At 72.7% G+C, this 12328-nt stretch carries 11 protein-coding genes; 8 read left to right on the forward strand and 3 right to left on the reverse strand.

Features of this window, described 5'->3' with window-relative positions; all coding sequences use genetic code 11:
* Positions 1 to 111: 111 nt before the first annotated feature.
* From QFZ75_RS30710 to QFZ75_RS30730, 5 genes are all read left to right on the forward strand, one after another.
* Positions 112 to 1620 (forward strand): CitMHS family transporter, encoded by a 1509-nt coding sequence (locus tag QFZ75_RS30710; RefSeq protein WP_307542082.1) that lies wholly within the window; start codon positions 112 to 114, stop codon positions 1618 to 1620.
* A gap of 94 nt (positions 1621 to 1714) precedes the next feature.
* Positions 1715 to 2968: an MFS transporter gene (locus tag QFZ75_RS30715; RefSeq protein WP_307544904.1), complete on the forward strand. Its 1254-nt coding sequence runs from the start codon at positions 1715 to 1717 to the stop codon at positions 2966 to 2968.
* A 134-nt stretch (positions 2969 to 3102) separates the two neighbouring features.
* Positions 3103 to 4452, forward strand: a complete 1350-nt coding sequence (locus tag QFZ75_RS30720) for an ABC transporter ATP-binding protein (protein WP_307542084.1) — start codon at positions 3103 to 3105, stop codon at positions 4450 to 4452.
* A 301-nt stretch (positions 4453 to 4753) separates the two neighbouring features.
* Positions 4754 to 6142, forward strand: coding sequence for an aldehyde dehydrogenase family protein (locus QFZ75_RS30725; RefSeq protein WP_307542086.1), 1389 nt, complete (start codon positions 4754 to 4756; stop codon positions 6140 to 6142).
* A gap of 96 nt (positions 6143 to 6238) precedes the next feature.
* Entirely contained in the window at positions 6239 to 7321 is a 1083-nt protein-coding gene (locus tag QFZ75_RS30730; RefSeq protein WP_307542087.1) for a Zn-dependent alcohol dehydrogenase, read from the forward strand.
* 68 nt (positions 7322 to 7389) lie between these two features.
* On the opposite strand, the gene QFZ75_RS30735 is transcribed toward QFZ75_RS30730, so the two are convergent.
* The 3 genes from QFZ75_RS30735 to QFZ75_RS30745 form a co-directional block, all read right to left on the reverse strand.
* Positions 7390 to 8358 carry a DMT family transporter gene (locus tag QFZ75_RS30735; protein ID WP_307544906.1) on the reverse strand — a complete coding sequence of 323 codons (969 nt, stop codon included), beginning with the start codon at positions 8356 to 8358 and terminating at the stop codon, positions 7390 to 7392.
* 156 nt (positions 8359 to 8514) lie between these two features.
* Positions 8515 to 9222 (reverse strand): helix-turn-helix transcriptional regulator, encoded by a 708-nt coding sequence (locus QFZ75_RS30740; RefSeq protein ID WP_307542088.1) that lies wholly within the window; start codon positions 9220 to 9222, stop codon positions 8515 to 8517.
* 98 nt (positions 9223 to 9320) lie between these two features.
* Entirely contained in the window at positions 9321 to 9980 is a 660-nt protein-coding gene (locus QFZ75_RS30745; RefSeq protein WP_307542089.1) for a TetR/AcrR family transcriptional regulator, read from the reverse strand.
* A 65-nt stretch (positions 9981 to 10045) separates the two neighbouring features.
* Between QFZ75_RS30745 and QFZ75_RS30750 the strand changes: the two genes are divergently transcribed.
* The 3 genes from QFZ75_RS30750 (at position 10046) to QFZ75_RS30760 (ending at position 12284) form a co-directional block, all read left to right on the forward strand.
* Complete coding sequence (locus QFZ75_RS30750; protein ID WP_307544908.1) at positions 10046 to 11197, forward strand: acyl-CoA dehydrogenase family protein; 1152 nt, start codon at positions 10046 to 10048, stop codon at positions 11195 to 11197.
* A gap of 60 nt (positions 11198 to 11257) precedes the next feature.
* On the forward strand, positions 11258 to 11545 hold the full coding sequence (locus QFZ75_RS30755; protein ID WP_307542091.1) for a YiaA/YiaB family inner membrane protein: 288 nt from the start codon (positions 11258 to 11260) through the stop codon (positions 11543 to 11545).
* Positions 11546 to 11657: 112 nt separating this feature from the next.
* Positions 11658 to 12284, forward strand: a complete 627-nt coding sequence (locus tag QFZ75_RS30760; RefSeq protein ID WP_307542093.1) for a TetR/AcrR family transcriptional regulator — start codon at positions 11658 to 11660, stop codon at positions 12282 to 12284.
* Positions 12285 to 12328 lie beyond the last annotated feature (44 nt).

Consider the following 12328-nt stretch of genomic DNA (forward strand, 5'->3'; position numbering starts at 1 on the left):
GCGCTTATTGCTCGCACGTCAACATCTTGTTAAGACTTGTGGACCCGACCTAACGTCACTCGGACCGCCGGCCCTGGTGGGAGTTCAAGGGCGAACGTTAGGTATCCATCCATGCTGACCATCCTCGGCTTCACCATGATCGCGACCTTCCTGGTCCTGATCATGATGAAGAAGATGTCGCCGATCGCGGCGCTCGTGCTGATCCCGGCACTCTTCTGTGTGTTCGTCGGAAAAGGCGCCCACCTCGGCGACTACGTCATCGAAGGGGTGGGCACCCTCGCGCCCACCGCCGCGATGCTGATGTTCGCCATCGTGTACTTCGGCGTCATGATCGACGTCGGCCTCTTCGACCCGATCGTCCGGGGCATCCTCAAGTTCTGCAAGGCCGACCCGATGCGCATCGTCGTCGGCACGGCCCTGCTCGCCGCGATCGTCTCCCTGGACGGCGACGGCTCGACCACCTTCATGATCACGGTCTCGGCGATGTACCCGCTGTACAAGCGCCTGAAGATGAGCCTCGTGGTGATGACCGGCGTCGCCGCCACCGCCAACGGCGTGATGAACACCCTGCCCTGGGGCGGCCCGACGGCCCGCGCCGCCACCGCGCTCAAGCTCGACGCCGGCGACATCTTCGTCCCGATGATCCCGGCGCTCGCCGTCGGCCTGGTCTGCGTGATCGCCTTTTCGTACGTCCTCGGCCTGCGCGAGCGCCGCCGGCTCGGCGTGCTGAGCCTGGCGGAGGTCCTGGAGGAGGAGCAGCGGGAGACCGCAGCCGAGACGGTGCTGGTCGGCGCGGGTGCGGGTGCAGGTGCGGGTGCGGGTGTGGACGCGGACGCGGGTGCCTCCGGCGACTCGGGCGGCGGCAAGGTGCGCTTCACCAAGACCACGGGGGGTGCGGGCACCGGGACCGGAGCCGGAACCGGGACCGGAGCCCCGGACGCAGGCGGACAGGCCGACGCCGAGGAGGACGACGTACGCCTCCAGGGTCTCGACCCGAACCGCCCGACGCTGCGGCCCCGGCTGTACTGGTTCAACGCGCTGCTCACGATGGTCCTCGTCGCCGCCATGATCATGGAGCTGCTGCCGATCCCGGTCCTCTTCCTGCTCGCCGCCGCGCTCGCCCTGACCGTCAACTTCCCGAACATCCCGGAGCAGAAGGAACGGCTTGCCGCCCACGCCGACAACGTCCTGAACGTCTCCGGCATGGTCTTCGCCGCCGCCGTCTTCACCGGCGTCCTGCAGGGCACCGGCATGGTCGACTCCATGGCGAAGTGGCTCGTCGAGGGCATCCCCGACGGCATGGGCCCGCACATGGCCCTCGTCACCGGCGCCCTGAGCCTGCCGCTCACCTACTTCATGTCGAACGACGGCTTCTACTTCGGCGTCCTGCCCGTCCTCGCCGAGGCCGGTGCCGCGCACGGCGTCTCGCCGCTGGAGATCGCCCGCGCCTCCCTGGTCGGCCAGCCGCTGCACATGTCCAGCCCGCTGGTCCCGGCCGTGTACGTGCTGGTCGGCATGGCCAAGGTCGAATTCGGCGACCACACCAAATTCGTGGTCAAGTACGCGGCGCTCACCTCGCTGGTGGTGCTCGGCGCCGGAATCCTGTTCGGCATCATCTGACCCGGGATCCGCGCCGGGGCCCGCCCCGGAGCGCGTCCCGCGGTACGCCCCGCGCCGGCCGCGAGACCGGTCCCGTCCGATGGAGAACGTCATGGTGAGGCCCGGTGGGAACCGCGGCTGGCTGCTCCGCCTCGTCATCGCCTTCAGCTTCGCGCAGGGGGCGGTGTCGATGGCGCGGCCCGCCGTCTCCTACCGGGCCCTCGCGCTCGGCGCCGACGAGCGGGCGATCGGCGTGATCGCCGGCGTGTACGCGCTGCTGCCGCTCTTCGCCGCCGTCCCGCTCGGCCGCAGGACCGACCACGGCCGGTGCGCCCCGCTGCTCCCCGTGGGCGTGGTCCTCATCGCCGGGGGCTGCGCCCTCAGCGGTACGGCGGACTCCCTCACCGCGATGGCGGCCTGGAGCGGGGTGATGGGCCTCGGGCACCTCTCCTTCGTGATCGGCGCCCAGTCGCTCGTGGCCCGCCAGTCCGCGCCCCACGAACAGGACCGCAACTTCGGCCACTTCACCATCGGCGCCTCGCTCGGCCAGCTCGTCGGACCGGTCGCCGCGGGCGTCCTGATCGGCGGCCCCGACCTGGCGGGCACCAGCGCCCTCGCCCTGCTGGCCGCGGGCGGCGTCGCGGCGTTCGCGTTCGTCTCCCTGTGGCGCATCGAGCACCGTACGCCGACCGCGTCCCGCACCGGGCAGGGCCCGCGCGTGCCCGTGGGCCGCATCCTGCGCACCCGGGGCGTGCCCGCGGGCATCTTCATCAGCCTCGCCGTGCTCTCCGCGACGGACATCCTCACCGCCTACCTCCCGGTGGTCGGCGAGCACCGGGGCATCGCGCCCTCCGTGATCGGCCTGCTGCTCAGCCTGCGCGCGGCGGCGACCATCGCCTGCCGGCTGGTGATGACACCGATGCTGCGGCTCCTCGGCCGGGCCGCACTGCTCGGCACGACCTGTCTGCTGGCGGCCCTGCTGTGCGCCGCGATCGCGCTGCCCCTGCCGGTCCGGGGCCTCGCCGTGGTCCTCGCCGTGCTGGGCTTCTGCCTGGGGGTCGGCCAGCCCCTGTCGATGACCACGGTCGTCCAGGCGGCCCCGGACGGCGCCCGTTCCACCGCCCTCGCCCTGCGGCTGACCGGCAACCGGCTCGGCCAGGTCGCGGCGCCCGCCGCGGCGGGGCTGATCGCGGGGGTCGCGGGTGTGGCGGCGCCGTTCGTGATGCTGGGCGGGCTGCTGCTGGTGGCCTCGGGCCTGGGACTGCGGCGGGGCCGGACCGCCGCCGGATCCGCGGCGGCCGGGAAACGGGACGGAACCGTGACCGCGCCTGAACTCGGCAAACGCCGAACGGGGCCCGGCGGCCGCTGAGTCGGGACGTCCAAGGGGTTCCCCGGACATGCGCGGTCCGTTAGCTTCCGTGACTCACAGGTCCCGTACGTACACGTACGGGGCATCCGTCCGCGGAGCATCAGAGCCCCGTGAACCCCCGGGGGTCCAGGCCCATGCCACGTGCCGTCTCTCTGCACCAGGTGAGCAAGGCCTACACGCCGGGCATCCGCGTGGTGGAGCGGCTGTCGCTCGACATCGAGCCCGGCGAGTTCCTCGTGCTGCTGGGCCCGTCCGGCTGCGGCAAGTCGACCGTGCTGAGGATGCTCGCCGGTCTCGAGGAGCCCACCGAGGGGGAGGTGCGGCTCGACGGGGCGTACGCCAACCATCTCCCGCCCTCCGAGCGGGACATGGCGATGGTGTTCCAGAACTACGCGCTCTACCCGAGCATGAGCGGCCGCGGGAACATGGGCTTCCCCCTGCGGATCGAGGATCCCGGCCGGGACCCCCGCCCACGCGTGGAGGCCACGGCCCGGATGCTCGGCATCGAGGACCTCCTGGACCGCTTCCCCCACCAGCTCTCCGGCGGGGAACGCCAGCGCGTGGCGATGGGCCGGGCGATCGTCCGGCACCCCTCCGTCTTCCTGATGGACGAGCCGCTGGCCAACCTCGACGCCAAGCTCCGCAACCACCTGCGGGCCGAGATGGCCCGGCTCACCAGGGAACTGGACGTCACCACCGTGTACGTCACCCACGACCAGGCGGAGGCGATGTCGCTGGGCGACCGGGTCGCCGTCCTGCGCGGCGGCGTCCTCCAGCAGCACAGCACCCCGCGCGCGGTCTACGCGCTGCCGGAGAACGTCTTCGTCGCCGCCTTCATCGGTACGCCCAGGATCAACCTGCTCCGAGGGGTCGTCCTCGCCCCGCTCGACGGCGCCATGTCGATCGGCCTCGGCCGCCAGGCCCTCGTCCTGCCCGAGCCCCTGTCCCCGGACCACCGGCTGCTCCGGGTGCAGCAGGGCCGCGAGATCGTCGTCGGGCTGCGCTCCGAGGCCGTCCGTCTCGCCCGGCCGTCGCGGGCCCGGCCCGGTGAGGTGGCGATCAGCGGCCTCGTCGAGCATGTGGAGTTCCAGGGGCACGAGGTCCTCGTCCACCTCGACACCGGTTCGCAGCCCGCACGCGTACCGGAACTGGAGGCACCCCGCCCGGCCGCCCGGGCGGCCGGGCGCCGCCGTCGTCGGGAGGGCGGCGTCCTCGACCGGCTGCGGGACCGGGCGGGCACCCTGCGGGCCGGGCCCGTCGTGGTCCTCGAACACCCTGCCGACGCGGAACCGGACCGGACCGTACAGCCGTCGGCCGAGGCCCTGCTGCCGGGAGACCTCATCGTCCGTACGACACCGGACCACACGCTGCGTCACGGCATGCAGGTCCCGCTCCTGGTGGACCTCGCCCACCTGTTCGTCTTCGACCGGCACGGCGCACGCATCTGCCCGGCCCCGGCACGCCTGCCCGACCTGGAGGGGTGAGACGGGGCGCGGTCGCCGACCGGGGCCGGCGACCTCACCGGGCCCGCGGGCGGCGGCAGCCACGCCCACCGGATCGGGGGACGCCCGTGCCTGCCGGACGGACCTTCCGGTTCCGGGATCCGCGCGACCTCGCGACGATCGGCCGGCAGGTCATGGGCCGGCCCGTGACCGGGGAAAAGGCCGGCGCCCTGCGGCCGGGGGCGACCGTGCCCCTGGCACCTCAAAACTAACAGCGCTAGTTTTGGGCGCGGACGACGGCTAGGTTGGGACCGGACGACGACGCCCCTCCCGGGAGGAACGCATGAAGGCACACGACGGCATGTACATCGACGGCGCGTGGCGCCCCGCGGCGGGGGCGGAGACCATCGCCGTCGTGAACCCGGTCGACGAGCAGGTCATCGCCCTGGTACCGGCGGGCACGATCGAGGACGTCGACGCCGCCGTACGGGCCGCCCGCGCCGCCTTCCCGGCCTGGGCGGCCACCCCGCCCGCCGAGCGCGCCGCACGGATCGGCGCCCTGCGGGACGTCCTCGTCGCACGCAAGGACGAGATCGCCGAAACGGTCACCGCCGAACTCGGCTCACCGCTGAAGTTCTCCCAGGCCGTGCACGTCGGCGCGCCGATCGCGGTCGCCGGCTCGTACGCGGACCTCGCCGCCTCGTACGCCTTCGAGGAGAAGGTCGGGAACTCGACCGTCCACCTGGAACCGGTCGGCGTCGTCGGGGCGATCACGCCCTGGAACTACCCGCTGCACCAGATCGTCGCCAAGGTCGCCCCGGCGCTGGCGGCGGGCTGCACCGTCGTGCTGAAGCCCGCCGAGGACACCCCGCTGACCGCGCAGCTCTTCGCGGAGGCGGTCCACGAGGCGGGCGTGCCGGCCGGTGTCTTCAACCTCGTCACCGGCCTCGGACCGGTCGCCGGCCAGGCGCTCGCCGAGCACGAGGGGGTGGACCTGGTCTCCTTCACGGGCTCCACGGCCGTCGGCCGGCAGATCGGCGCGACGGCCGGCGCGGCCGTCAAGAGGGTCGCCCTGGAACTCGGCGGCAAGTCCGCCAACGTCATCCTGCCGAGCGCCGACCTGGCCAAGGCGGTGAACGTCGGCGTGGCCAACGTGATGTCCAACTCCGGCCAGACGTGCAGCGCCTGGACCCGCATGCTGGTGCACGACTCCCAGTACGACGAGGCCGTCGCGCTGGCCGCCGACGCCGCCGCGAAGTACGGCGAGCGCATCGGCCCGGTCGTCAACGCCAAACAGCGCGAACGCGTGGTGGGGTACATCGAGAAGGGCGTCGGTGAGGGCGCGCGGCTCGTCGCGGGCGGTCCCGAAGCCCCGCGGAAGCCGGGCTACTTCGTCAGCCCGACCGTCTTCGCGGATGTCGAGCCCGGGATGGCCATCGCGCAGGAGGAGATCTTCGGCCCGGTCCTGTCGATCATCCGGTACGAGGACGAGGCGGACGCGCTGCGCATCGCGAACGGCACGGTGTACGGGCTCGCGGGCGCCGTCTGGGCCGGGGACGAGGCGGAGGCCGTGGCCTTCGCGCGACGCCTCGACACCGGGCAGGTCGACATCAACGGCGGACGCTTCAACCCCCGGGCGCCCTTCGGCGGTTACAAGCAGTCGGGCGTCGGCCGCGAGCTGGGCTCGCACGGCCTGTCCGAGTACCTCCAGACCAAGTCCCTCCAGTTCTGACCGGAGCTGGCTATAACCGGCCAGAACCGGTCGGAACCGACCGGTTCTGCAGTTCAAGAGTCCTACAGCCCTAGAGTCCCGGGAGCGTTGTCCGTCATGACCCGCGCCGCTGTGCTGCCCGCCGTCGGCTCTCCTCTGGAGATCACCGAGATCGACCTGCCGGAACCCGGCCCCGGGCAGGTCCGTATCCGCCTCGCCGCCGCCGGGGTCTGCCACTCCGACCTCTCCCTGACCGACGGCACCATGCGGCTGCCGGTGCCCGCCGTGCTCGGCCACGAGGGGGCGGGCACCGTCCTCTCCGTCGGACCCGGGGTCGGGCACATCGCCCCCGGCGACGAGGTGGTACTTAACTGGGCCCCCTCGTGCGGGAGCTGCCATGCCTGCTCGCTGGGCGAGGTGTGGCTGTGCGCCAACGCGCTGGCCGGGGCCGCGAACGTCTACGCCCATCGCTCCGCCGACGGCACGGACCTCCACCCCGGCCTGAACGTCGCCGCGTTCGCCGAGGAGACCGTGGTGGACGCCGCATGCGTACTGCCGGCGCCCGCCGGGATCCCCCTGGCGGACGCGGCGCTGCTCGGCTGCGCCGTACTGACCGGTTACGGGGCCGTGCGCTACTCGGCCCAGGTCCGGCCCGGCGAGACCGTGGCCGTCTTCGGGGTCGGCGGGGTGGGACTCGCGGCGATCCAGGCCGCCCGGATCGCCGGTGCCGCCACGATCGTGGCGGTCGACGTGTCGCCGGAGAAGGAGGCCCTGGCCCGTGAGGCCGGCGCCACCGAGTACGTGATCGCCTCGGACGGCACAGCCCGCGAGATCCGCGGCCTGACCGGCAGGCAGGGCGTGGACGTGGCCGTGGAGTGCGCGGGGCGTGCCGTGACGATCCGTACCGCGTGGGAGTCCACCCGCCGCGGCGGCCGTACGACGGTCGTCGGCATCGGCGGCAAGGACCAGCAGGTCACCTTCAACGCGCTGGAGATCTTCCACTGGGGCCGCACGCTCGCCGGCTGCGTCTACGGGAACTCCGACCCCGCCCGCGACCTGCCGATCCTCGCCGACCACGTCCGGGCCGGACGGCTGGACCTGGGCGCCCTCGTCACGGAACGGATCGGTCTCGACGGCATCCCGTCGGCGTTCGAGAACATGCTGGCGGGCAAGGGCGGCCGGGCGCTGGTGATGTTCTGAGCTCCAGCTCCCCGGCCGGTGCACGCCGCCGGCCAGGAGCGCCGGAACCGCCGGAACCGCCGGAACCGCTAGGAGCGTTCGGGCCGTGGCTCCGCGGCCGCGCCGACCGCCGTGGCGGGGGTGACCTCCGCGGCGGCCGGGGCCGCTCCCGCCCGCGGGCCGGACCGCGACACCGCCACCCCCGCGAGGCACACCAGACCGCCGGCGAGGGTGATCCAGCCCGGCACCTCGTCGAGCACCGCCCAGGACATCAGGACCACCAGCGCGGGCACCGCGTACGTCGTGGCGCCCATCCGCCCGGCCGTCGTACGGGCCAGCGCGAACGCCCAGGTGGTGAAGGCGAGCGCGGTCGGGAAGACGCCCAGGTACAGCATGTTGAGGGTCGCCGACAGCGGGGCACCCTGGGCGTCGGAGACCAGCTGCCCGGCGAACGGCAGGCAGGCCACCGCCCCGATCGCGCACCCGTACGTCGTCACCTGGAGCGCGGAACCGTGCCGCAGGGCGGGCTTCTGGGCGACCACACCGCCCGCGTACGCGAACGCGGCGACCAGGCAGAGCAGCACACCGAGTACGGAGGCGCCGCCCTCGCCCGACATGGACAGGCCGACGACCGCCGCGCCGACGAAGGAGACGGCCATCCCGGCGAGCAGCCGCGACGGCAGGCCCTCCTTGAGCAGCCGTCCCGCGAGCAGGGCCATGATCAGCGGCCCGATGTTCACCACCAGGGCGGCGGTGCCCGCGTCGACCTTCTGCTCGCCCCAGTTGAGGACCACCATGTACAGCCCGAACCAGAGCAGCCCGGACACCACGATCCCCGGCCACGCGGCCCGTGCGGGCAGGCCCTCCCGGCGGACCAGGCAGATCAGTCCGAGGACCAGCGCGCCGGAGAGGAGCCGTCCCAGGGCCAGCGCGCCGGGCGCGTAGGCCTCGCCGGCGCTGCGGATGGAGACGAAGGCGGAGGCCCACAGCAGCACGGTGAGGCTCGCCGCCGCGGCGGCGAGCAGTTCTGCGCGAGGGGTGGTCGGGCGGGAGTTCATCACGTTCCAGAGGCTAGGTGGGGTGGCGGAAAAGGGCTCGCGCTTTTCGGACCGGCCGCTCCGCCCGGTGGCGTGGTGATGTGTCCGCGGGCCGGCGGGGGCCGGGCGCGCGGTTCCCTCGCCCCTGAAGGACGGGGCTGCGTCCCGGTCTTTCGTTCATCGCAGGGTTTCCGCCTGGATGCCCAGTAGGTGCGAGAGGACCCGCTCGCCGGTCTCCGTCACCTTGACCGCCCGTTCCGAGCCGATGCGTACACACCAGCCGGCGGTCAGGGCGTGATGGCAGAACGCGGCGCCCGCGACCCCGGCGAGATGAGGGCGCCGTTCCGTCCAGTCCAGGCAGGCACGGGCGAGAGGGCGGCGGCCGGTGCGTACGAGAGGGACGCCGATGTCCTCGAACCAGCGCACGCCCTCGTCGGTGAGCGCGAACCCGGTGTCCTGGCGGAGCAGCCCGAGCCCGGTGAGGGCGTCGGTGACCGCGATGCCGAGGCGGCCGGCCAGGTGGTCGTAACAGGTGCGGCCCCGGGCCGTCGCGCTCCGGGCGCCGGCCTCGCGCAGGGTGCGCGGCCGTACGGCGGCCGCGGGCGCGACCTGGGCGGCGAGGTCCTCGACGAGCTGGGCGACCCGGGCGTCGGCCAGGCGTACGTACCGGTGCCGCCCCTGCCGCTCCTCGGTGAGCAGCCCGCCCGCGACCAGTCTGCTCAGATGCTCACTGGCCGTGGACGCGGCGACCCCGGCGTGCCGTGCCAGTTCCCCGGCGGTCCAGGCCCGCCCGTCGAGCAACGCCAGCAAGAACCCGGCCCGGGTCACATCGGCGAAGAGCCCGGCCAGCGCCGCCAGCCCGGCCCCCGAACGCGAAAAGGTCATGCCACCAGCATGCGTCCCCCACACTTCGGCCCTTGCCGAACCATGCACCCCCTTCCGGGAGGGGCGCGGGGAAGGGTGCGAGCAGCCCCCTCCGGCGGTCAGCCCCGCAGTGACCCGCCCCGTTCCCCCCGCAGCGCCTCGAACTGCAGGGCCAACCCGTCCAGCAACGCACGCAGCCCCGTCTCGAAGGCCCGCTCGTCGATCTTCTCCTGCTGCTCGGCCAGCAGATGCGCCTGCCCGAGGTGCGGATAGTCCGCGGGATCGTACGCCGCCTCGTCGTCCACGAACCCGCCGGCGAACGACGACAGCGCGGACCCCGTCACGAAGTACCGCATCACCGCCCCGATGGACGTCGCCTGCGCCGCGGGCCATCCGGCGGCCACCATCCCCCCGAAGACCGCGTCCGCGAGCCGCAGTCCGGCCGGCCGCCGCCCGGGCCCCCGCGCCAGGACGGGGACGATGTTGGGATGGTCGCGCAGCGCGGCCCGGTACGACACGGCCCAGTCGTGCAGCGCGGTCCGCCAGTCCCGCCCGTCCTCGAACATCGACAGGTCGACCTGCGCGCTCACGGAGTCCGCGACCGCCTCCAGGATCTGGTCCTTCGTGCGGAAGTGGTTGTAGAGGGACGGTCCGCTCACCCCCAGTTCCGCCGCCAGCCGCCGCGTCGACACCGCGGCGAGCCCCTCGGAGTCCACGAGTGTCCGTGCCGTCCCGACGATGCGGTCGGTGCTGAGGAGGGGCTTGCGCGGTCGGGCCATGGCGCACATAGTAGGGCTGCGCATCAGAAACTAGCAGTGCTAATTAAAAGCAGGGGTTGATCACAGTGAACCTGGAACTCAGCGGGGAGCAGATCGCCGTCCGGCAGCTGGCCAGGGATTTCGTCGCCCGCGAGATCACCCCGAACGTGATCGCCTGGGACCGTGCGGAGGAGGTGGACCGCTCGATCGTCAAGAAGCTCGGCGAGGTCGGCTTCCTCGGCCTCACCGTCGACGAGGAGTACGGCGGCTCCGGCGGCGACCACCTCGCGTACTGCCTCGTGACGGAGGAACTGGGCCGCGGCGACTCCTCGGTGCGCGGCATCGTCTCGGTCTCGCTCGGCCTGGTCGCCAAGACCGTCGCGTCGTGGGGGAGCGAGGAGCACAAGCGCCGGTGGCTGCCCGGGCTCACCTCCGGCGATCACGTCGGCTGCTTCGGCCTCACCGAACCGGGCACCGGCTCCGACGCGGGCAACCTGTCGACGAAGGCGGTCCGCGACGGCGACGAGTACGTCGTCAACGGCACCAAGACGTTCATCACCAACGGCACCTGGGCGGACGTCGTCCTGCTCTTCGCCCGCTCGACGGACGCCCCCGGCCACCGGGGCGTCTCCGCTTTCCTGGTGCCGACGGACACCCCCGGCCTCAGCCGCCGCACCATCCACGGCAAGCTCGGACTGCGTGGCCAGGCCACCGCCGAACTGGTCCTGCAGGACGTCCGCGTCCCCGCCTCGGCGATGCTCGGCCCCGAGGGCAAGGGCTTCTCCGTCGCCATGTCCGCGCTGGCCAAGGGCCGGATGTCGGTGGCGGCGGGCTGCGTGGGGATCGCCCAGGCGGCGCTGGACGCCGCCGTGACGTACGCGACCGAGCGCGAGCAGTTCGGCAAGGTCATCGCCCGCCACCAGCTCGTACAGGAACTGATCAGCGACATCGCCGTGGACGTGGACGCGGCGCGGCTGCTCACCTGGCGCGTGGCGGATCTCGTCGACCGCGGCGAGCCGTTCGCCACCGAGTCCTCCAAGGCCAAGCTCTTCGCCTCGGAGGCCGCGGTGCGCGCCGCGAACAACGCGCTCCAGGTCTTCGGCGGCTACGGCTACATCGACGAGTACCCGGCCGGCAAGCTGCTGCGCGACGCCCGCGTGATGACGCTCTACGAGGGCACCAGCCAGATCCAGAAGCTGGTCATCGGCCGTGCGCTGACCGGGGTCTCGGCGTTCTGAGTACGCGACCTGAGTAGGTCTGCGGATGTGGTTCCGGCCGCCTCCGCCGACCCTGGTCGCATGAGTGAGACACAGGTCAAGCAGCAGTCCACCGCCGCCTTCCACGTCCAGGCGATCGCCTCGTTCGGCGTCGCGATCGTGGCGACCGCCATCGGCATCTTCAAGCTGGAGGCCGACACCTGGGTGCGCGCCTTCCTGGGCATCGCCGTGCTGTACCTCGTCACCTCCGCGTTCACGCTCGCCAAGGTGGTCCGGGACCGGCAGGAGGCCGGCCAGATTGTCAGCCGCGTCGACCAGGCCCGCCTGGAGAAGCTCCTCGCCGAGCACGACCCCTTCGAGAAGCTCTGAGGCCGAGTGGCCTTGCGGCCATGTGCCGTGCTGCTCTGAGCGGGCACTCTAAGCGCTCGCTCAGTATCGGAGGTATGGTGTTCGTCCTGTCACTGGAAGGGGCGAACGAGCGATGAGTACGGCGGAGGAGACGGCCGACGGCGAACTGCGGCCGTGGGCCGAGGTCACCCCGGACGCGGCCCGGCGGCTGCTGATCGCCGCGGTGGAGGCCTTCGCCGAGCGCGGGTACCACGCGACGACGACCCGTGACATCGCGAGCCGGGCGGGGATGAGTCCGGCGGCGCTCTACATCCACTACAAGACCAAGGAAGAACTGCTCCACCGGATCAGCAGGATCGGCCACGAGAAGGCCCTGGACATCCTGCGGACCGCGGCCGGCCGCGAGGGCAGCCCGGCCGAGCGGCTCGCCGACGCCGTCAGCTCCTTCGTCCGCTGGCACGCCGGGGGGCGCACCACCGCCCGGGTCGTGCAGTACGAGCTGGACTCGCTCGGCGCGGACGCCCGCGCGGAGATCATCGCGCTGCGCCGCCAGGTCGACGCCGAGGTGCGCACGATCATCCAGGACGGTGTCGCCGCGGGCGACTTCGACGTCCCCGACGTGCCGGGCACCACGCTCGCCATCCTGTCCCTGTGCATCGACGTGGCCCGCTGGTTCAACGTGAACGGCCCCCGCACCCCGGAGATGGTCGGCGACCTGTACGCGGACCTGGTGCTCAGGATGGTCGGCGTCAAGGACTAGGGCGTTTCTTTTGGATCGGCCCGGGTTCGCGGCGCCCGGCCGGC

Origin of the sequence: Streptomyces sp. V3I8 (assembly GCF_030817535.1) — a bacterium.
Taxonomy (GTDB): Bacteria; Actinomycetota; Actinomycetes; order Streptomycetales; family Streptomycetaceae; genus Streptomyces.